The sequence below is a fragment of the Bacillus sp. M5A3_1b genome (genome assembly GCF_053345335.1).
In genome coordinates this window covers 388591-408717 of record NZ_JBKEZY010000001.1, presented here as the reverse complement: position 1 = coordinate 408717, position 20127 = coordinate 388591, and the positions used below count along the sequence as shown (strand labels likewise).

The following is a 20127-nucleotide window of genomic DNA, read 5'->3' as shown; positions in this document are numbered from 1 at the left end:
CGCTGATCATTTTTTTGACGAGCTTGTAAGAAAAGGGGAGTTTAAAATGAGAAAAATTGTAGTCGTTCCGCATGAAGATCATTGGAACGAAAAATTTCAAATAGAGGCTGAACGATTAAAATCGGCGATGCCAGAAATGGTGAAAGTCCATCATATTGGAAGTACATCAGTGCCAGGACTGGCAGCTAAACCAATTATAGATATGATTATGGAAGTAGAGAGTATCGACAGAGTAGATCATTGGAATGAACGTTTTGAAGAGCTTGGTTACATCGTAAAAGGGGAAAATGGTATTTCAAGACGTCGTTATTTTATTCATGGAACGGAGGAAAAACGCTCGTATCACTTACACGTTTTTGAAAAAGGAAATCCTGAGATAGTAAGGCATTTAGCGTTTCGTGATTATATGATGGCTCATTGTGAAGAAGCAGAGGCATATGCAACCTTAAAGAAAGAATTAGCCGAAAAATATACATATGATGGCACGTTATATACGGAAGGAAAAAATGAGTTTGTACGTAGTGTTGATGAAAAAGCGAAAGAATGGAGAGAAGGGAATATGAATAATTGAGTTTGCGTTTTAGTGTATAAAATTATTATGTAAACTGTACGTATGTTTTGACTTTTTGGTTGAATCTTGTTGAAATAAAGTGGTGGCTTATAAAAAATGTAAGAATGAGAGGGAGACGACTGTGCACATTCCAACAACTACACTTCATAATGGCGTAAAAATGCCGATGATTGGTCTAGGCGTTTATAAAGCGAAAGAAGGCGATGAAGTAAAACAAGCAGTAAAAACAGCGTTAGAGGTTGGATACCGTTCGATTGATACAGCAACTGTATATGAAAATGAAAGCGGTGTCGGAGAAGCGGTTCGTGAATCAGGAATTCCGAGAGAAGACATATTTATTACAACAAAAGTTTGGAACGATGATCAAGGATACGAGGAAACACTTGAGGCGTTTGAAAAAAGCTTAAAGAAATTACAAATGGACTATGTAGATTTATATTTAATACATTGGCCAATAAGAGGGAAGTATGTCGATACGTACCGAGCGCTAGAAAAACTGTATGAAGAAGGTAAAGTGCGCGCGATTGGTGTTTCAAATTTTCATAAACATCATTTAGAACTGTTATTACCAAATTGTAAAGTGAAGCCGATGGTCAACCAAGTGGAACTTCATCCGATGTTAGCGCAATTTGAATTGCGTAATTTCTGTCAAGGTGAGCAAATTCAAATGGAAGCATGGAGCCCATTAATGAGAGGCGGGGAAGTATTCGAGAACCCGATTATTCAGGCCATTGCTACGAAATATGAAAAAACACCTGCGCAAGTTATATTAAGATGGGATATTCAGAGCGGGGTAGTGACGATTCCTAAATCTGTTACACCATCTCGCATTAAGGAGAATTTTTCTATCTTTGATTTTTCACTAACAGAAGAAGAGATGACTCAAATTAATACGTTAAATCGTAATTTACATGTAGGAACGAATCCGGATAAATATGATACGCTATAAAAAGACGCTACCAGTATGGTAGCGTCTTTTTAACGATGTAAAGCGTAAGTATCACATTTAGCAATTTGCTGAAGTTGTATATATTGAGCTGTTGTTAACTGTGTTTGTTTACTAGCCTGGGCATTTTCTTTCAATTGCCCAATAGAGCTTGCACCAGGTATAACAGCTGCAACAGTTTCGTTATATAAGCAATATTGAATAGCTGTTCCTGTTAAAGAGCTTTCTCCGATTATTTCTTTTACATTCGCAAGTGTCGCATATAATTCATCGTAAGAATAAGAAAGATAATTCTTTTCTTTTACTCTTTCTATCTTTCTTGCATTATTATCAGTTAAAATTCCTTTTGCAAGTGGCCCACGAGCAATAATGCTAATTTGATGTTCACTTAGAAGTGGGAACCATTCTTCAGGGCGACGATTTAAAAGGCTATATTCCATTAGCACACTAACGATATTGGAACGTTTAGCATATTCACGGATCACATTTGGACGTATAGAAGAAATACCGTAATGACGAATAATACCTTCTTTTTTTAATTCTTCAAAGGCTTCAATTGTTTCATCTATTGGATCTTCAATCGTCCCGCCGTGAAGTTGATAAAGATCAATATAATCAGTTTGAAGTCTACGTAAACTTTCTTTCACTTCAGCCTTTATGTAATTTTTAGAAGGATCCCAAGACCACCCGTTTTTTTCTTCTGTCCATCGATTTCCAACTTTTGTTGTAAGAACAATTTGGTCTCGTTTCCCTTTTAAGGCTTTTCCAACAAATTCTTCGTTTAATCCATAATCATATAAATCCGCTGTATCAAAAAAATTGATTCCTAAATCGATTGCTTCATCGATAATATGCATAGCTTCTGTTTCAGATGTACCGAGAGACATACAGCCAAGTCCCATTTCTGTCACAAACAAATCTGAGTTTCCTAATTGACGTTTTTTCATAGGTCAACCTCCTTACCTTTATTGTACGCAAGGGAAAAGAGGTTGACAAACGTTTACTTTTTACCCCGCTTTAACGGGCAGTAAGACCCCCACTTTAAAATTCGGCTCATACGAGGAAGTTAGGTGGGAGATTAACTGCCCGTAAAAGCCCGATTCGTTCAACTAATAATCAGAGGGGATGAACAAAACCCCCTCTGATTAAAGTTTCACTTTATTTGCTGCAATCCACTCTTGTACAGTTGTATACTCTTTTCCATATTGTTTTAGCTTATGGCGAATTTGCCATGCTTTTCCGACTAAAGTGACGCGATTTGGTAAAATATAAACTTTCATTTCTATCACGCTCCTTTCAATGTGGTAAAATGTATGAGGAAAGAATAGGAAATAGAACAGGGAGATGAAGTAGTATGAGTAATCTTGCAGAGAGAACAGTAAAAACTGAACCGATTTTTGATGGTAGAGTTATAAAAGTTCGTGTTGATGATGTAGTATTACCAAATGGAGCAATGAGTAAACGTGAAATTGTAAATCACCCTGGTGCAGTTGCTATTATTGCTATTACTGATGAGGGGAAAATTGTGCTTGTCGAGCAGTATCGTAAAGCGCTTGAAAAGGCGATTATAGAAATTCCGGCCGGCAAGTTAGAACCTGGTGAAAAACCTGAGGTGACAGCAGTTCGTGAATTAGAAGAGGAAACAGGATATGTATGTGAAAATATGGAGCTTATTACTTCTTTCTATACATCTCCAGGATTTGCAGATGAAATTTTATATGTATATAAAGCGACAGGTTTGACGAAAAAAGAAAATAAAGCCGAGTTAGATGAAGATGAATTCGTGGAATTGATGGAAGTATCGTTAGAAGAAGCGATTATTCTTATGAAAGATCTTCGTATTCATGATGCGAAGACGATGTTTGCAGTACAATATTTACAACTACAAAAATAAACACTCGCCAAAGGCGAGTGTTTTTTAATTGATTTTTGCGTATACGCGTGCATCACGTAAGCTACCATCTGGTGCTATGAAATCATTTTCCATTGTACCTTCTAGAATAAATTCTAAACGTTCTGCTAGGTGACATGCATTTGCATTTGTTGCATCAGTACGAATTTCAATTCTTCTAGCACTTAGCTTATCAAAGGCAAATTGAATGGCACCTTTAATGGCTTCAGTCATATAGCCTTGTTTTGTATAAGCACTATGCAGCCAGAAGTGAAGTGAAAACTTTGGAATATCCCAGTTTTCAGGCTTGAGCGTTATAGCTCCGATGAATGTACCAGATACTTTATCGTATAAGTGAAAATCAAGTGTTTCACGAAGTAAAAACTGCCCGTGAGCGTTACGAACGATTTCTTCAGCACTTTCTTCTGTTTCAGCGTTAATTGGCATCCACGGTACTAAGTCTTCTAGAGAAGCTTGGATTGCTTCATACACTTCTGCACCATCACCTGGAAATGGCTTACGAACTTGTAAGCGTTCAGTTTGAAATAATGTTGGAAAATCTAATAATAATGGTTTCAAGAGAAATCCCTCCTATTCTCTACTTTTTAGTTTAGCAAAGTAGAGCGGAATTTCAATGTTAATTCGTCATACTTTTTTCTTTCTTTCATACATTTTTAATAAGAGTGTGAACGGAGGGAAGAAAAATGTGGAGAAAAACTTGGCAAGACCGTGTAATGTCTCACATACAGGAAAACTCTTCATTATATATATTTAACGCTGTTTTATTATTGATGGGAGTAATATTTGGGGCCATTCTTGTAAATAGTTTACAATTGAATCAAAAACAAGATTTATCATTTTACTTACAACGTTTTTTTGGACAAGTTTCTAAAGGAGAATTTGCTGTTGCGAGCGAAATGTTTCGAGAAAGTTACTTTTCGCAATTAAAATACATTGGATTTATTTGGATTTTGGGGATTTCAATTATTGGATTGCCACTTATTTTTATTTTATTATTTGTAAAAGGAGTAGTTGTCGGATTTACAGTAGGTTTTTTAGTAAGTCAGCATGGATGGAATGGATTATTATTAGCATTCGTTTCTGTATTGCCACAAAATCTCATTATTATTCCAGTATTTCTCGTTATGACAACAATTGCCGCAAGCTTTTCCTTACGCATGATTAGACATCAATTTATTCGGAAAATAACCGAACCGCTATTACCATTATTAATTCGTTATACATGCTTCTTTCTTGTAATCGGAGTAGTGTTAGCTCTTGCTTCTAGTGTAGAAGCTTACGCATCACCAGTTTTAATGAAAGAAGTCGTTGAGGCTATTAATAAACAATAAATACTTTTTGAGAATAATTATCAATTTGTTTTTATTGTTTTTCTTTTGACAGAAGCCCTTCTTCTGATATAATGGTGTAAGAGTGGCGAGGAGGGAGTAGTACCGAATGGAAGAAAGAATTGAACGAATTAAGAAGCAATTACATGCAGCGAGCTACAAATTAACACCGCAACGTGAAGCAACAGTTCGTGTGCTGCTAGAAAATGAAGAAGATCATTTAAGCGCAGAAGATGTTTACCTCCTTGTAAAAGAAAAGTCGCCAGAGATCGGATTAGCAACCGTCTATCGAACTTTAGAACTATTATCTGAGTTAAAAGTTGTCGATAAGATTAACTTCGGAGACGGTGTTTCACGCTATGACTTACGCCAAGAAGGTGCGCAGCGTTTCCACCATCATTTGATTTGTACACAATGTGGTGCTGTACAAGAAATACAAGAAGATTTACTTGGTGAAGTGGAAAGGAAAGTAGAACATGACTGGAGCTTTAAGGTGAAGGATCATCGTTTAACATTCCATGGGATTTGTAAAAATTGTCAAGAAAATGAAACGGATGAAAAATAACCTTTTCCTATTTAACTAGGAAGAGGTTTTTTATTTGAATAAGGTATAAATTGGTGAAAGCTTGGCATATGTTGTAATAACTTATATTTTGGAGGAATTTACAATGCGCCGAGTTTTAAAATTAACTTTTGATGGGATAAAAGTATTTTTATTATTTACAAGTTGTACGATTTTGTTTTATTTCGCTATACTATGGATAAATGAAGAATATGAAAGCTATCATCGTTATGAAAAGCCAAAAGAAGAGACTGTAGAAAAAGTATCAGGGAATGAAGAGCCGGCAAAGGATGCTTTCGTAAATAGAATGATGTTTTTCTATGAAAATGGGGAGTAGTGTAGATTGGAAGATCAATTAAAAGATTTTATTCATTATATGGTTGTCGAAAAAGGGCTAGCGAAAAATACAGTAGTATCTTATGAACGTGATTTAAAAAGTTATGTAAAGTATTTGCAAAATGTAGAACAGGCGAAAAGCTTTCATGAAGTAACACGCTTGCACATTGTTAATTTTCTGCAGCACTTAAAAGAAAACGGAAAATCTTCGAAAACATTAGCACGTCATATTGCATCGATTCGTTCGTTTCACCAATTTTTACTTCGTGAACGGGCGGTAGAGCACGACCCATCCGTACATATTGAAACGCCGCAAGGAGAACGGAAATTACCGAAAGTACTATCAATCGATGAAGTAGAGGCGTTACTTCAGACACCAAAAATGACGAGTGCTTTTGGGGTTCGTGACAAAGCGATGCTAGAGTTATTGTATGCAACAGGACTTCGTGTTTCGGAATTAATTGCCTTAAATTTAGAAGATGTACATTTAACGATGGGATTTGTTCGTTGCATAGGGAAAGGGAATAAAGAAAGAATTATTCCACTAGGAAGTTTAGCGACGGAAGCGATTCAAAAGTATATTGAAAAGGGAAGAAGAGAATTGATGGGTAAAAAAGTAGTAGATGCACTCTTTTTAAACCATCATGGGAATCGATTATCAAGACAAGGATTTTGGAAAATTTTAAAACGATTGGCGAAAGAAGCAAATATTGAAAAAGAGCTTACACCGCATACGTTGCGCCATTCTTTTGCTACGCATTTATTAGAAAATGGAGCAGACTTGCGTGCTGTGCAAGAAATGCTTGGACATGCAGATATTTCAACGACGCAAATTTATACGCATGTTTCAAAAGCTAGATTAAAAGATGTATATAAACAGTTTCATCCGAGAGCATAGTTACTATGCTCTTTTTTCATAGATTCAAAAGGCTACAGTACTTCACAAAAACTTCACAAATATTTCGTACATTGTTTTCAGCAGAAGACTAGAATATTACAATGTATTTCCTCTATACTAAATAAGGTATGAAGGAGGAAATGATGATGAAAAAACTTATTATGACTTTATTTATCGCGATGCTAGCATTGGTTGGCTGTAATACAAACAAAGAAGAACCGAAAAAAGAACAGAAACTAGAAGCTGTAAAAGTAGCAGTTCAAACAAATCCGAAAGAAATTAAACCTGGTGAAAAAACAGAAGTACAAGCACTTGTTACACAAGGAAAAGAAAAAGTAACAGATGCTGAAGATGTAAAGTTTGAAATTTGGAAAGCTGGCGACGAAAAGCACGAGATGTTAGATGGTAAGCATAAAGGAAAAGGTGTTTATGCAGTAGAGAAAACGTTCGAGACGGATGGAGTATACCATATTATCGCTCACACAAATGCACGTGAAATGCATGTTATGCCAGAAGTAAAAGTGGCTGTAGGAAATGCGAAAGTAGAAGATGCGAAAAAAGAAAATAGTGATCACGGTGCAGGGCATGGCGATCATAAAAGCGATACAATGATCCATCTTATGGCTGGTGATATAAAAGCAAATGCTGAATCGACTATGAAAGTTCATTTAAAACAAAAAGAAGAAGCGTTAACTGGTGCTGAAGTACAACTTGAGATTTGGAAAGATGGTGTTGAAAAACACGAATTTATTCCAGCGAAAGAAGGAAATAAAGGAGAGTATGAAACGAAACATACTTTCAAAGAAAACGGTTCTTACAAAGTGAAAGTTCATGTTAAAAAAGGCGAACTACATGAACATAAAGAAGAAACAGTAGAAGTAAAATAAAAAGTAGCTCTTTAGAGCTGCTTTTTATTTTTATTCCGTAAACGTCCAATTGATGAGGGCTTATAATCAGTGGAGAAGAACTAAACTCCTACTAATCAAAGTTTCACTTTATATGAAGAAATAAATCATAAAATAATTAGCACTTATTTGCATAATGGATTACAATAGAAGTGTGAAGAAAATGAGAAATTCTACGAAAATGTATTAAAAAGAAAGCGTAAACATGTTATGATATCTGTATCAGATGTCTGACATCTGACTTAGAAAAAACTAGAAATGTTTTTGAGTCGTTTCGAAGTAAACGAAATAGGTTAGAGAATCAATTAAAGAAGTACTGTTTGACAATGAGAACGAAAGAGAATTCTTATGGAGAACAGTTTCACTTTATAGCGTTTTGAACATACTACAAGAAGTAGAACTGAACTTATAGGAGGTCGCAGTTATGAATAAATATAAACGTATATTCCTAGTCGTAATGGATTCTGTTGGAATCGGTGAAGCACCAGATGCTGAGCAATTTGGTGATTTAGGATCTGACACAATTGGTCACATTGCTGAACATATGAATGGGTTACAAATGCCTAACATGGTGAAATTAGGTCTTGGTAACATTCGTGAAATGAAAGGTATCTCTAAAGTAGAAAAACCACTTGGATATTATACAAAAATGGAAGAGAAATCTACTGGTAAAGATACAATGACAGGTCACTGGGAAATTATGGGTCTTTACATTGATACACCATTCCAAGTTTTCCCTGAAGGCTTCCCGAAAGAATTACTTGATGAATTAGAAGAAAAAACAGGTCGTAAAATCATCGGTAATAAACCAGCTTCTGGAACTGAGATTCTTGATGAGCTTGGTCAAGAGCAAATGGAAACAGGATCTTTAATCGTTTACACTTCTGCTGATAGCGTATTACAAATCGCAGCACACGAAGAAGTAGTGCCGCTTGATGAGTTATATAAAATTTGTAAAATTGCACGTGAATTAACATTAGATGAGAAATACATGGTAGGTCGCGTTATCGCTCGTCCATTCGTTGGTGAGCCTGGAAACTTTACACGTACACCAAACCGTCATGATTATGCATTAAAACCATTCGGCCGTACGGTAATGAATGAATTAAAAGATAGTGACTACGATGTTATTGCTATCGGTAAAATCTCTGACATATATGATGGTGAAGGTGTAACTGAGTCACTTCGTACGAAGTCTAATATGGATGGAATGGATAAGCTTGTAGATACATTAAATATGGACTTTACAGGTCTTAGCTTCTTGAACTTAGTTGACTTTGATGCATTATTTGGACACCGCCGTGATCCACAAGGGTACGGAGAAGCTCTGCAAGAGTATGATGCTCGTCTTCCAGAAGTATTCGAAAAACTAAAAGAAGATGATTTATTATTAATTACAGCAGACCACGGTAATGATCCAGTTCACCACGGTACTGATCATACACGTGAATATGTACCGTTATTAGCATATAGCCCAAGCATGAAAGATGGCGGACAAGAATTATCAATTCGCCAAACATTTGCTGATATTGGTGCAACGGTAGCAGAAAACTTCGGCGTGAAAATGCCAGAACACGGAACAAGCTTCTTAAACGAGCTAAAGAAATAGGGGGATAAACAAATGAATCGTGAACTTATTACAAAATCAGCTTCATACTTAAAAGAGAAATTTCAAGAAACGCCACAAGTAGGACTAATCCTTGGATCTGGACTAGGTGTATTAGCAGATGAAATCGAGAACGCAGTAACAGTACCTTACAGTGAAATCCCTGAATTCCCAGTATCAACTGTAGAAGGTCATGCAGGTCAACTCGTATTCGGTACACTTCAAGGTGTAACAGTAGTAGCAATGCAAGGACGTTTCCACTTCTATGAAGGATACGACATGCAAAAAGTAACATTCCCAGTTCGTGTTATGAAAGAACTAGGTGTAGAAACAGTTGTTGTAACAAATGCAGCTGGTGGTGTAAATACATCATTTGAGCCAGGCGATCTTATGTTAATTTCAGATCACATTAACTTCATGGGTACAAATCCATTAATCGGACCGAATGATTCTGAAATGGGCGTACGTTTCCCTGATATGTCTACATCATATACGACAGAACTTCGTGAAATGGCGAAACAAGTTGCAGCGGACTTAAATATTAAAGTACAAGAAGGTGTATACGTTGGAATGACAGGTCCTGTATATGAAACACCTGCTGAAATTCGTATGCTTCGTACACTTGGCGGAGATGCAGTTGGTATGTCAACAGTACCTGAAGTAATTGTAGCGCGTCATGCTGGTATGAAAGTACTTGGTATTTCTTGTATTTCAAATATGGCAGCTGGTATTTTAGATCAGCCACTTCATCACGATGAAGTAATCGAAACGACAGAACGTGTTAAAGCTAACTTCTTAGCATTAGTAAAAGCAATCGTAAAACAAATGAAGGGGTGACCTCACAATGAGAATGGTGGACCTAATTGCAAAAAAACGTGACGGACATGCATTAACGACAGAAGAAATTAACTTTATTGTTGAAGGATATACGAATGGTGATATTCCTGATTACCAAGTAAGTTCACTTGCAATGGCAATTTTCTTCCAAGATATGAACGATCAAGAACGTGCTGATTTAACTATGGCAATGGTAAATAGCGGTGATACAATCGACTTATCAGCTATTGAAGGGGTAAAAGTAGATAAGCACTCAACAGGTGGTGTTGGTGATACAACAACACTTGTGTTAGGTCCATTAGTAGCCGCTTTAGGTGTACCGGTTGCAAAAATGTCTGGACGTGGGTTAGGACATACTGGTGGTACAATTGATAAATTAGAAGCAGTTCCAGGATTCCATGTTGAAATCGAAAATGATGAATTCATGCGACTTGTAAATGAAAACAAAATCGCAGTTATTGGTCAAAGTGGAAACTTAACACCTGCGGATAAAAAGTTATATGCACTTCGTGATGTAACGGCAACTGTAAACTCAATTCCGCTTATTGCAAGTTCGATTATGAGTAAAAAAATTGCTGCTGGTGCAGATGCAATTGTTCTTGATGTAAAAACTGGAGCAGGTGCATTTATGAAAACAGATGAAGATGCAAAACGTTTAGCAGAAGCAATGGTGCGCATTGGTAATAACGTTGGTCGTAATACGATGGCTGTTATTTCTGATATGAGTCAACCACTTGGTGAGGCGATTGGTAACGCACTTGAAGTACAAGAAGCAATTGATACATTACAAGGTAAGGGGCCGAAAGATTTAGAAGAGTTATGTTTAACACTTGGAAGTCAAATGGTATACCTTGCTGGACAAGCTTCATCTTTAGAAGATGCACGTGAGAAATTAATTGAAGTAATGAACAACGGTAAAGCGCTAGAATCATTTAAAACGTTCTTATCAGCGCAAGGCGGCGATGCTTCTGTTGTTGATGATCCTTCTAAATTACCACAAGCACAGTTTAAAATTGAAGTAGAAGCGAAGGAAGATGGTTATGTATCAGAAATCGTTGCAGATGAAATCGGAACAGCAGCAATGCTTTTAGGAGCAGGACGTGCGACGAAGGAATCTGAAATTGATTTAGCAGTTGGCTTAATGCTTCGCAAAAAAGTAGGGGACAGCGTGAAAAAAGGTGAATCCCTTGTTACAATTTACGCAAACCGTGAAAATGTGGAAGATGTAAAAGCAAAAATTTATGAGAACATGAAGATTGCTAACGAACATGTAGATGCACCAACGTTAGTGCACGGCATCGTTACTGAATAATAAAAAAGGGCCAAGGAGTATTTCTCCTTGGCTTTTTTTGCTATTTTTTGTTTATAATAATAATGGGTGAAATTATGATTAGAATTTGTGCAATAACAAAAACAGATGAAGTATTATATGATGTTTCGCTAGAAGAAACAACGAAAGACCATATTGTATGGTATTGGCTAGATTTATATAAGCCAACGAAAGAAGAGTATACATACATTTTGCAAGATCATTTTAAGTTCCATCCCCTTGCAATTGAAGACTGTATAGAATATGTACAGAGGCCAAAAGTTGATTTTTATGATGGATATAACTTTTTAGTTCTTCATGCATTTGGTGAGGATGGATTAGAACCGCACGAGATCGATTTATTTATTAGTGATCGTTTTATTGTTTCTTTCCACTTTTCTCATAACAATGCAATCGAAAGAGTATGGAAAACACTTGGAGAAAAGAAGCGTATTAAAAATAGTCCTTTACACGTAGCGCATACAATTATCGACCAAATTGTAGATGACTATTTTGCGCCTGTATATTACATTGAGGATCATTTAAATGCAATTGATGATAATTTAACGGGTGAGACAGCAGGAAGTGTATTAGAAGAAGTATTTGATATACGTGCAGATTTATCGAAGCTAAGGCGCACAATCATTCCGATGCGTGATTTATTGTATCGTATTTTAAATTCGACTCGTTTTTACGGTATAAGTGATCATGAGATTTACTTTAAAGATATACATGACCATTTGCTTAAACTAACAGAAATGATTGAGGCAAGCCGCGAGTTAACGGCAGATATTCGGGATAGCTATTTTTCATTAAACTCACATCATATGAATAACATTATGAAAACATTAACTGTATTCTCGACTATTTTCATGCCATTAACATTTATTGCGGGAGTATACGGAATGAACTTTACGCATATGCCAGAGCTTGGTGGGCAATATAGTTATTTTATTTGTCTACTTCTAATGGCGCTAATTGGCGGTGGGATGATGGCTTGGTTTTATAAAAAAGGGTGGTTTAAGTAAAAAAACACCGAGGAAAATTCCTCGGTGTTTTTACTTAACCAATAGCATGTAATACAAACATGGCTAAGAATAAGCATGTAACGATATACATAGACGGTGCGACTTCTTTACGCTTTCCAAGAGCAATTTTTAAGATAGGATAAGCAATAAATCCGAACGCAATGCCATCAGCGATACTATATGTGAGCGGGATCATGACGATAATTAAGAACGCTGGAAATCCTTCTGAAAAATCGTTCAGAGGAATTTGTTGAATGCTTGTAATCATCAGGCCGCCAATAATAATTAAGATTGGTGCAATGGCACTATCAGGAATTAGTTTCACAAACGGAAGTGCAAACAGTGATGCGAAGAATAGCAACCCTGTAACGATAGACGTCAGACCTGTCTTTCCGCCTGCAGTAATACCTGCAGCACTCTCTACTGTTGATACGGTAGGGCTTGTGCCAAATAGACCACATGTCATTGCTGAAATTGCATTGGCTTGGTAAGCACGTGGGAATTTACGGTCATCTTCTAATAAACCGTGCAGAAGTCCCATGTTCTCAAAAATAAGCACCATGCTTAAGGAGAATGTTGCAATCCAAAACGGTAAGGAAGAAAGTTTGCCAAATGACATAGCTCCAAACACATCGCCGTAATTAGCGAATGAGAATGAACTATTCCCGATTTGACTTGTATCAACAAGACCAAATAGCCATGCAATACCAGTTCCTATTGCAATCGTCCATAAAAAGCTTCCACGTACGTTACGAATAAATAGTACAAGTGCAACGATAAGAGTAAGTAGTGTCGCAAGAACGACAGGGTTACTTAATTTACCCATTGCAACAGCAGTATTTGGATTCGAAACGACTAAACCACCTTTTTGCAATCCGATAAATGCTAAAAATAATCCGATGCCGACAGTAATAGCTTCCTTTAATGACTTTGGAATCGATACTGAAAGCACGCGAGCGATTGGTGTAAACGCAGCAATTGCAAAAATAATACCAGAGATGAAGACAGCTGCTAATGCTTCCTGCCAAGCTAATCCGAGCGTATGCACAGCAGTGTACGTGAAGAATGCATTTACGCCCATACCAGGGACAAGAATAGCAGGTGCATTTGCCCAAAATGCCATGAGCAGACATCCGACAAATGAACTGAAAACAGTTGCTAAAATTCCAGCTTCAAGAGGAATGCCAGCATCGGATAAAATGGATGCATTTACAATCATAATATATACGATTGTGAAAAATGACGTAACCCCAGCTAAAACCTCTTGTTTTGGTGATGTTTCGTGTAAACCTAATTTAAATGTTCTTTCAAGTATTCCTTTCATGTTAAACCTTCTTTTTCATATCCCTCTCCCACCCGTGATATCTCTTTTGTAAGAGCTCACCGTCCTTTATTATATCAGAACATCATGTTTTTACAACAAGGAAAATGATAACGTTTACTTATAAATGAAATTATTTATAAATACGTAAAAATCGCCCTTATTGTAGAAATGATTTCTAATTCTCCCGATTGAATGGGAGGAGCTGCTTGTGCATGTAAAGTAGCATAGGACGCAACTTCCCGTGGTAATTGAGCAGATTCTTCAACGAATGAGAGTGGAACAGGATTAATGTTTAAATTGTATGTACTCGCAATAGCACGAGCTTTTTCTACCGCTTGTTGCAGAGCTTGAATGAGAGCTTGCTCATAATATTTATTTGGGTGAGATATTCGAAAACGTAATCCTTTTGCTACGTTTGCTCCATTTGAAACGGCTATATCATATACTTCCCCTGCTTTTTGTACATTTAAAACGGTAATTTCATACAAATGTTCCACACGATATCCTTGTAGTAATGCTTTATCATTTATATATTCGTATTGGGGAGTGATTGTATAAGAAATCGTTTCTATGTTTTTATCAGAAATACCAAGCTGTTTAAGTGCATCCAGCAATTGTTTTGATTGCACTGCATTTTCTTCTTGCGCTTGTTTCACATTTTTACTATCAGTTCGAATGCCAAGTGTTAATATAACAACATTTGGTTTTGCTTTTACAACGCCTTCACCTTGCACCGTAATGGTAGCTTCTTTACCAGTATTAGCTGTACGTACGTTGTGTAAATAAGGATTCATTCCACCTTGCATCTTCCATCACCATCCTTATTTATATGTATATGTGTGAACAAAAAAGAAATTTGTATGAAAAAGTTACATAAATGAGAATGTTAAAGGAAGAAAGCATATACAACGAGGGTATTTATAGATTATAATATGTGTAAATATGATAAAAAAGGGACGAGGCTAGTGAACGAAAAAAGAGAAACACTGATTTTAGAGTTATCCGGATCATTTCGAAAGATGATACGTTTATTACAAAATGATATTAATACACGTTTTGCAGAACATATGCCATACAATGAATTTTCTGTATTACGCGCGTTATTTTTAAACAGTCCACAGATGGCTTCGCAAATTGCGAGTGAAGTAAACGTAACCTCTAGTCATATTACAGCTGTTACTGATCGTCTCGTACGAAAAGGGTTTGTAGAAAGAAAGCGTTCAAATTCAGACCGTCGTATCGTGTACCTAGAAATTACAGAACACGGAAGAGAAGTAACTGAAAAACTTGAAGCTGTGCGTAAAGAATATTATAAAGAGAAATTTAAAGGTTGGAGCGACCAAGAAATCGAAATGGTTTTAGAGCTATTTGGCCGCGTATTATAATAAATGAGGATAGGAAGCGAAAGCTTTCCTATCCTTTTTCTTTTGAATAAAAACATTTTGAAACTCCAATACTTTAATTAAAAAGAATCGGAGTGAAAAATTATGAAACGTATTTGTACGCTTTTCATTATGATTGGAAGTTTTTTCTGCTTTCATCAATTCGTGGACGCTGCAACGCCTCTTCAAGTCGTTCAGAAAGAATTACAACATATTTCAAATAAGCAACCTGTTTTATATTCAAAACTATGGATTCGCTCTATGCAGAATGCTATTTTATTTCATCATAGTGATAACATTCGGCATGAAGATACAATAAGTAATGTAACAAAGTCTTCTCTTATAAAAGTAAAACAACTTCCATTTCAGAAAGCATCACAGTACATCCCGAGATTATCGCAATATATTTCTAAGTTTGAAGCTGAGAATGTGCAAGTGTATTATGTTGCAGCGCGTTATGAAGTGAAAAAAGAAAATCCGTATCAGTTAAATGGCATGAATTATTTTATGCAAGTGTTTATTCAACAAGGAGGAGAATGGAGAATTGCTGAAAGCATAGTTGCTCCAACAGATCAAATCGTCGCAAATGGTGACGGGTTTGGAATGAAGCAAGAAAAAGAGTATGGGAAAAGAAGAGAGAATGTGAAATAACCTCCTTTTGAAGGAGGTTATTTCGTGCGAAGTAAAAATTTTTTATTTATGAAATAGTTAAGTACTACATAGCTAAATACTCCTATTATTATGAATCCAGCGTAATAACTTAATATTGGATCATTTTTTTCACCTGTTAACCAGCCTCCTAATAGTGCGAAACATATCGTGACACACGGTATAAATAGACGTTGTAGTTTAGTGAATAATAATAGTTTACCGTTATTTTCATTTTTTGTCCGATTATAGAAAAATACTCCTAATGGTAAAAGAAAAAGAATATATAGAATCGGAGTGATAAGTTTCCAGATGGGCTGGAATTGGTGTTGCACCGTAACGGATTCTTTTAGATTATTAATGTTTACTTCTTTTACTTTTGGATTAAATGTATAAGATATATAAGTATTATTAGTAGGTGCAAAAACTTCAATGTTCTCTACATATGATGTGTAATTCGCTTTCTTAAGGAAAAATTCAGTTGTAGATATATTTGTGTGAATCCAAGTGAAATGAAACAGCAACATGCTTAGTCCAGATGGTAATATAATAAAAACTAAGCTTAATATACTATGTGAAATGACATTACCAGCAATTGTTCCTATAAAAATTGCTATTGTAAAAATCGCAATCCATGTAATGGTAACATAACATAATAATGTAAGTATTGGCCAGAAGGATTGATATTGGTTAAACAGATTAACCGTTAGGATAAAATACATTAAGATGATATTAAGGCTCATTATGAATATAATTACAATTGTCCCGAACAGCCATTTAGAAAGAAAAAGTTCTTTTCTCGTGAATGGCATTGCGAATAACAGATGATCTGTTTGATTTCGTTTTTCCCAACTTATTAATGAACAAGCGAGTAATATGAAAGTTGGAATGAAGGGGATGATAAGAGTATCCCCATTTAAACTATAGCTGAAATAGTTATCTTGGTTTGCTGAAAGACTTGTTAGTTGAATCTGTAAATCATTAAAATAGCTAATAGGTAAAAACCAAAAACTACTACAAGCAAAGAGTAAAAGAATGTACTTACTTTGCTTGTAATGATGTAACCATAAAGCCTTATAAAACATGTTATTCCTCCAATGCCCAACATGTGATTATGTTGAATTTAGTTAATATTCCAAGTAAACTTCCATTTTAATATTTTTGGCAGGAAGAAATACATAATTAAACTAGTAACTAAAAATCCGATGTAAAAGCTGCCCAATGACTGCGCGCGACTTAGTATTAAGCCTCCAACGATCCCACCAAAGAAAATAGCACAAGCCGATACTACTTTTTGTAGTTTTGGATATAATAAGTAGTTACCGTTTCGCTCATTGGCTGAACGAGCATATAAATATATACCGAGTGGTAATAAAACAATGATATGTACGATAGGTCCAATCAATGTTTTTACCGGTGGAATCTTTGTAAAGTTTGGTTCGTTATGACGTACTCCGTTTCGATCGGTATAAGCATTTTGTGGATCATAATTAAAGTGAATATTGAAATCTTCTGCTGCACTAGAAATACGTATGTTTTCCATCACATTATATATAAGGCCACTGTTCTCATGAAATTCAGTGTTTGAGTGAACAGCAATGACGCCTGAAATAAGTGTTGGAAGTAATAATGGGAACATGAATAGAGCGGCAGTGAGAACTCCTTGCGATATAACATTCCCTGCGATTGTTCCTATACATAAGGCAAGTGTATAAATAGCAATTAATACAATTAACATGTATATAAAATAACTATGAAAGGGGGAGAATACTTGATATTTATTATGAAAAGTTAACTTTTTCATAATAGCAAATAGCCCCCAGTTTAAAACGACAACAGCGGTGATGTTGCAGATTCCAAACAACCACTTTGTTATATAGAGGTGTGAACGTTTAAAGGGCATAGACCATAGCAAGTCGCTAGAGTTATCTTGTCTTTCCCATCCAATTAACGTACAAGCTAGAACGATAAGCACAATACCTAACAGCATGACAGAATCTAGAAGTGTTAAATTAAAGGTGTAATGATATACAGAGTTCCACTTTTTGTTGTCATTTAGAAATTGTTGCTGTTGAATAGAAGTCATATAGTAGTAATATGACAAAGTATAGAGACTGGCAAGCCAAAATAACCATACAACATATTTACTTTGGTGATACGTTCTTAGCCATAGTGCTTTTTGAAACATAGGATCTCTCCTTTAAAAAACTTTATAATTTGTTAAGCGTGATAATACAACATAAGTAATAATTCCAGCGAAAAACAAAGCGATATAGTAGTTAAGTAAGAAATGAAATTGGTTTAGTTTATAGCCACCTAGTAATGCAAAGTAAATGGTTGTCCCCCATATACATATTCGTAAATGCTTTTGGAAAATAAATATCTTTTGACTGTTTTCATTTGGCGATCGTTTATATAAATATGTTCCAAGTAGTAAGTAAACTATTGTATAAAAAATAGGGACTAACATCGATTTAGCTGAATAATAGTGATAAGATGCTGGATTTCTTAAAGTAGTTGAGTCATTTTCTTTTTTACGTGATTCAGGATTATAATGGTAATAAATCGTGAAGTTATATATTGGTGCAACTATATTTGTTTTTTTATTGATTTCATAAAGTTGTTGATCTAATTTATTATTTTTAGTATTGGTAGCCTCTAAATGGTTTAGCGTAAAAGTGTATACTAGTGGAATAAATGTAAGTCCCATTAATAGCCACGGAATACAAAAAACAACCTGGGAAACAATGCTTCCAGTAAAAGTACCGATGCATAGTGCAGCTGTATATACTGCAACATAAGAAACAATTGCATAAAGAAAGTATCGATGAAATGGACTAAAAGATTGATAATCAAAATGAATGGTTGTTCTATAAATAACATACATAAGGATCCAATTTATAAGTAACGAGCCCAAAATACAAAATGAACCAAAAGCCCATTTAGATAAGAAAACATCTTTTCTTTTAAACGGCATCGTCATAAGTAGTGTATTCGATTGGTTGCTACGTTCCCACCCTATCAATAAACAGGCTAAAGCAATAATAAGAACTGTTAACAAAAAACTATTACCTTCTCCCGAAGAAAAGGCATAAAAATAATAATACTGCTTCCCTTTTTCTTGTAATTCGTAATACGCATCAAGTTCTTTCTGCGCAATTCTATAGTAGCTGAAAGATAATAAGTAAAGCGAACTAAAGAAGAATAGTAACACAGCATATTTCCCGCGTTTCCAATTCCACATCCACAACGCCTTATGAAACATACCCATCCTCCTCCAGTGTCGTAACGAAGACATCTTCAAGTGACATTGTTAATTCTTCAATGAGTATAGGTTGTTCTTTATAAAACTTCTCCAGTGTTGTAGCCACATTTCCCTCAATTAAGATTGTATATACTTTTCCTGTTTGATTTAATATTTTAATATTGCTTAAGTTTTCTAGTTTTTGAGGTAATGAACGTTCGTAAGCTACTTGTATTTTTGCAAATCGTGATTTGGCATCGTCTAGTGATGTAATAGACGAGATAGTATGGCCTTTTAATATAATGATTGTATCTGCAATTTGTTCCACTTCATCTAAATGGTGAGTTGAGATGAAAATGGTAATCTCTTTTTCTGCAACTTCTCCAACGAGAAACTGTAAAATTTGCCTTTTCACGATAGGATCAAGTCCGTTTGTCGGTTCATCTAAAATGATATATTCTGCCTTTGTAGAAACGGCTAAAATGATGGCAAGCAGTGCTTTCATTCCTTTTGAATAGCTACGAATTCGTTTGTTAGGTAAGTTAAAACGTTCTAACAGTTCATAGAAATATGCTTCATCAAATGCGGTATAAACTTCTTTATAAAACTTTACAATTTCTTTTACCGTATATCCGTTCAATATGTTAGTAGAATCCGGAACATATACGATTTTTTGCTTTATTTCAGGACACTGATGAATGTTTGTCTCTTCATATGTAACAGTCCCTGCATCAGGGTCTAAAATGCCGACCATCGTTCGTAATAAAGTTGTTTTCCCCGCACCGTTTCTTCCGAGTAATCCGATGATACTTCCTCTTTGTAATGTGAAAGAAACATCATCTAAAATCGTTTGATTATCAATTGTTTTCTTCAAGTTTGTCACTTTCAGCATCCGCATTTCCTCCAATCTCTTTATAGTATGAATCTATCCAATCATGAATTTTATCTTTCGTAACACCAAGATAAGAGGCTTCTAATAGTAATTGATGAAATTGCTTTTCAACCATAGCGATTTTCCTTTCGTCTAATGTTGGGGTAATCGATTGAGATACAAATGTTCCTTTTCCTCGTAATGTTTCAATAATCCCTTGTCGTTCTAACTCTTGGTACGCTTTACTCACTGTATTTGGATTTATAACGAGTAAAGAAGCGAGTTCGCGTACAGAAGGTAGTTTGTCACTTGGAGCTAACATGTTCTTCAATACGAGTTCTTTTATATTTTGAACGATTTGTTCCCATATCGGAGTGTTGCTTCTTGGATCAAGTTGAATATGCAAGAGCAATGTCTCCT

General features: G+C 35.5%; 24 protein-coding genes. 14 read left to right on the top strand and 10 right to left on the bottom strand.

The genetic code is table 11. The annotated features are described in order from the left end of the window. Positions 1-46 precede the first annotated feature (46 nt). Both ACLBWW_RS02090 and ACLBWW_RS02085 read left to right on the top strand, forming a co-directional pair. On the top strand, positions 47-571 hold the full coding sequence (locus ACLBWW_RS02090; RefSeq protein WP_048546280.1) for a GrpB family protein: 525 nt from the start codon (positions 47-49) through the stop codon (positions 569-571). Positions 572-692: 121 nt separating this feature from the next. Then, on the top strand, positions 693-1520 hold the full coding sequence (locus tag ACLBWW_RS02085) for an aldo/keto reductase (protein ID WP_048546278.1): 828 nt from the start codon (positions 693-695) through the stop codon (positions 1518-1520). Positions 1521-1549: 29 nt separating this feature from the next. On the opposite strand, the gene lolS is transcribed toward ACLBWW_RS02085, so the two are convergent. Further along, a complete protein-coding gene (gene lolS / locus ACLBWW_RS02080; RefSeq protein ID WP_048546275.1) occupies positions 1550-2464 on the bottom strand; it encodes an aldo/keto reductase in 915 nt (304 codons plus the stop codon). Positions 2465-2662: 198 nt separating this feature from the next. After that, positions 2663-2797, bottom strand: a complete 135-nt coding sequence (mciZ, locus tag ACLBWW_RS02075; RefSeq protein WP_048546274.1) for a Z-ring formation inhibitor MciZ — start codon at positions 2795-2797, stop codon at positions 2663-2665. 74 nt (positions 2798-2871) lie between these two features. Between mciZ and ACLBWW_RS02070 the strand changes: the two genes are divergently transcribed. Beyond that, a complete protein-coding gene (locus ACLBWW_RS02070; RefSeq protein ID WP_000067040.1) occupies positions 2872-3411 on the top strand; it encodes an NUDIX domain-containing protein in 540 nt (179 codons plus the stop codon). Positions 3412-3435: 24 nt separating this feature from the next. Here the strand turns inward: ACLBWW_RS02070 and ACLBWW_RS02065 are convergent, their stop codons facing one another. Continuing rightward, complete coding sequence (locus ACLBWW_RS02065; protein ID WP_048546272.1) at positions 3436-3987, bottom strand: GNAT family N-acetyltransferase; 552 nt, start codon at positions 3985-3987, stop codon at positions 3436-3438. A 155-nt stretch (positions 3988-4142) separates the two neighbouring features. Here ACLBWW_RS02065 and spoIIM point away from each other — a divergent pair, with 155 nt between their 5' ends. From spoIIM to corA, 9 genes are all read left to right on the top strand, one after another. After that, entirely contained in the window at positions 4143-4760 is a 618-nt protein-coding gene (gene spoIIM / locus ACLBWW_RS02060; RefSeq protein ID WP_223261357.1) for a stage II sporulation protein M, read from the top strand. A gap of 106 nt (positions 4761-4866) precedes the next feature. Further along, positions 4867-5322 carry a ferric iron uptake transcriptional regulator gene (gene fur / locus ACLBWW_RS02055; RefSeq protein WP_000392655.1) on the top strand — a complete coding sequence of 152 codons (456 nt, stop codon included), beginning with the start codon at positions 4867-4869 and terminating at the stop codon, positions 5320-5322. Between the two features lie 103 nt (positions 5323-5425). Next, positions 5426-5656, top strand: a complete 231-nt coding sequence (locus ACLBWW_RS02050) for a YqzK family protein (RefSeq protein ID WP_001255255.1) — start codon at positions 5426-5428, stop codon at positions 5654-5656. Between the two features lie 6 nt (positions 5657-5662). Further along, entirely contained in the window at positions 5663-6553 is an 891-nt protein-coding gene (gene xerD, locus ACLBWW_RS02045; RefSeq protein ID WP_000390083.1) for a site-specific tyrosine recombinase XerD, read from the top strand. Between the two features lie 143 nt (positions 6554-6696). Continuing rightward, on the top strand, positions 6697-7440 hold the full coding sequence (locus ACLBWW_RS02040) for a FixH family protein (RefSeq protein ID WP_053078532.1): 744 nt from the start codon (positions 6697-6699) through the stop codon (positions 7438-7440). A gap of 442 nt (positions 7441-7882) precedes the next feature. Continuing rightward, a complete protein-coding gene (gene deoB, locus ACLBWW_RS02035) occupies positions 7883-9067 on the top strand; it encodes a phosphopentomutase (protein WP_048546267.1) in 1185 nt (394 codons plus the stop codon). Between the two features lie 12 nt (positions 9068-9079). Then, on the top strand, positions 9080-9901 hold the full coding sequence (locus tag ACLBWW_RS02030) for a purine-nucleoside phosphorylase (protein WP_001078444.1): 822 nt from the start codon (positions 9080-9082) through the stop codon (positions 9899-9901). A gap of 7 nt (positions 9902-9908) precedes the next feature. Then, entirely contained in the window at positions 9909-11213 is a 1305-nt protein-coding gene (locus tag ACLBWW_RS02025; protein ID WP_001243077.1) for a pyrimidine-nucleoside phosphorylase, read from the top strand. A gap of 62 nt (positions 11214-11275) precedes the next feature. Then, a complete protein-coding gene (gene corA / locus ACLBWW_RS02020) occupies positions 11276-12238 on the top strand; it encodes a magnesium/cobalt transporter CorA (RefSeq protein ID WP_002008459.1) in 963 nt (320 codons plus the stop codon). A 34-nt stretch (positions 12239-12272) separates the two neighbouring features. Here the strand turns inward: corA and ACLBWW_RS02015 are convergent, their stop codons facing one another. Beyond that, positions 12273-13562, bottom strand: coding sequence for an NCS2 family permease (locus ACLBWW_RS02015; protein ID WP_000676236.1), 1290 nt, complete (start codon positions 13560-13562; stop codon positions 12273-12275). Between the two features lie 134 nt (positions 13563-13696). Continuing rightward, positions 13697-14368 carry an SIMPL domain-containing protein gene (locus tag ACLBWW_RS02010; protein WP_048546264.1) on the bottom strand — a complete coding sequence of 224 codons (672 nt, stop codon included), beginning with the start codon at positions 14366-14368 and terminating at the stop codon, positions 13697-13699. A 159-nt stretch (positions 14369-14527) separates the two neighbouring features. Between ACLBWW_RS02010 and ACLBWW_RS02005 the strand changes: the two genes are divergently transcribed. Continuing rightward, positions 14528-14947 (top strand): MarR family winged helix-turn-helix transcriptional regulator, encoded by a 420-nt coding sequence (locus ACLBWW_RS02005; protein ID WP_001003311.1) that lies wholly within the window; start codon positions 14528-14530, stop codon positions 14945-14947. Between the two features lie 102 nt (positions 14948-15049). Continuing rightward, complete coding sequence (locus tag ACLBWW_RS02000) at positions 15050-15595, top strand: hypothetical protein (protein ID WP_048546262.1); 546 nt, start codon at positions 15050-15052, stop codon at positions 15593-15595. 17 nt (positions 15596-15612) lie between these two features. On the opposite strand, the gene ACLBWW_RS01995 is transcribed toward ACLBWW_RS02000, so the two are convergent. From ACLBWW_RS01995 to ACLBWW_RS01975, 5 genes are read right to left on the bottom strand one after another with little or no spacing between them, the layout of a single operon-like run. Further along, a complete protein-coding gene (locus tag ACLBWW_RS01995; RefSeq protein WP_048546260.1) occupies positions 15613-16677 on the bottom strand; it encodes an ABC-2 transporter permease in 1065 nt (354 codons plus the stop codon). 38 nt (positions 16678-16715) lie between these two features. Then, complete coding sequence (locus tag ACLBWW_RS01990) at positions 16716-17780, bottom strand: ABC transporter permease subunit (RefSeq protein WP_048546258.1); 1065 nt, start codon at positions 17778-17780, stop codon at positions 16716-16718. 12 nt (positions 17781-17792) lie between these two features. Further along, positions 17793-18857 (bottom strand): ABC transporter permease, encoded by a 1065-nt coding sequence (locus ACLBWW_RS01985; protein WP_048546256.1) that lies wholly within the window; start codon positions 18855-18857, stop codon positions 17793-17795. After that, positions 18847-19728, bottom strand: a complete 882-nt coding sequence (locus ACLBWW_RS01980; RefSeq protein WP_048546251.1) for an ABC transporter ATP-binding protein — start codon at positions 19726-19728, stop codon at positions 18847-18849. Before ACLBWW_RS01980 ends, ACLBWW_RS01985 begins: the two co-directional genes overlap by 11 nt. Further along, entirely contained in the window at positions 19694-20113 is a 420-nt protein-coding gene (locus ACLBWW_RS01975) for a GntR family transcriptional regulator (protein WP_000548033.1), read from the bottom strand. Before ACLBWW_RS01975 ends, ACLBWW_RS01980 begins: the two co-directional genes overlap by 35 nt. Positions 20114-20127 lie beyond the last annotated feature (14 nt).

Excerpts from the sequence above, each read along its gene's own strand:
- ACLBWW_RS02090 (WP_048546280.1), top strand. The coding sequence starts at position 47 with ATGAGAAAAATTGTAGTCGTTCCGCATGAAGATCATTGGAACGAAAAA.
- lolS (WP_048546275.1), bottom strand. The coding sequence starts at position 2,464 with ATGAAAAAACGTCAATTAGGAAACTCAGATTTGTTTGTGACAGAAATG.
- mciZ (WP_048546274.1), bottom strand. The coding sequence starts at position 2,797 with ATGAAAGTTTATATTTTACCAAATCGCGTCACTTTAGTCGGAAAAGCA.
- ACLBWW_RS02070 (WP_000067040.1), top strand. The coding sequence starts at position 2,872 with ATGAGTAATCTTGCAGAGAGAACAGTAAAAACTGAACCGATTTTTGAT.
- spoIIM (WP_223261357.1), top strand. The coding sequence starts at position 4,143 with ATGTCTCACATACAGGAAAACTCTTCATTATATATATTTAACGCTGTT.
- fur (WP_000392655.1), top strand. The coding sequence starts at position 4,867 with ATGGAAGAAAGAATTGAACGAATTAAGAAGCAATTACATGCAGCGAGC.
- ACLBWW_RS02050 (WP_001255255.1), top strand. The coding sequence starts at position 5,426 with ATGCGCCGAGTTTTAAAATTAACTTTTGATGGGATAAAAGTATTTTTA.
- ACLBWW_RS02040 (WP_053078532.1), top strand. The coding sequence starts at position 6,697 with ATGATGAAAAAACTTATTATGACTTTATTTATCGCGATGCTAGCATTG.
- deoB (WP_048546267.1), top strand. The coding sequence starts at position 7,883 with ATGAATAAATATAAACGTATATTCCTAGTCGTAATGGATTCTGTTGGA.
- ACLBWW_RS02030 (WP_001078444.1), top strand. The coding sequence starts at position 9,080 with ATGAATCGTGAACTTATTACAAAATCAGCTTCATACTTAAAAGAGAAA.
- ACLBWW_RS02025 (WP_001243077.1), top strand. The coding sequence starts at position 9,909 with ATGAGAATGGTGGACCTAATTGCAAAAAAACGTGACGGACATGCATTA.
- corA (WP_002008459.1), top strand. The coding sequence starts at position 11,276 with ATGGGTGAAATTATGATTAGAATTTGTGCAATAACAAAAACAGATGAA.
- ACLBWW_RS02015 (WP_000676236.1), bottom strand. The coding sequence starts at position 13,562 with ATGAAAGGAATACTTGAAAGAACATTTAAATTAGGTTTACACGAAACA.
- ACLBWW_RS02010 (WP_048546264.1), bottom strand. The coding sequence starts at position 14,368 with ATGCAAGGTGGAATGAATCCTTATTTACACAACGTACGTACAGCTAAT.
- ACLBWW_RS02000 (WP_048546262.1), top strand. The coding sequence starts at position 15,050 with ATGAAACGTATTTGTACGCTTTTCATTATGATTGGAAGTTTTTTCTGC.
- ACLBWW_RS01995 (WP_048546260.1), bottom strand. The coding sequence starts at position 16,677 with ATGTTTTATAAGGCTTTATGGTTACATCATTACAAGCAAAGTAAGTAC.
- ACLBWW_RS01990 (WP_048546258.1), bottom strand. The coding sequence starts at position 17,780 with ATGTTTCAAAAAGCACTATGGCTAAGAACGTATCACCAAAGTAAATAT.
- ACLBWW_RS01985 (WP_048546256.1), bottom strand. The coding sequence starts at position 18,857 with ATGTTTCATAAGGCGTTGTGGATGTGGAATTGGAAACGCGGGAAATAT.
- ACLBWW_RS01980 (WP_048546251.1), bottom strand. The coding sequence starts at position 19,728 with ATGCTGAAAGTGACAAACTTGAAGAAAACAATTGATAATCAAACGATT.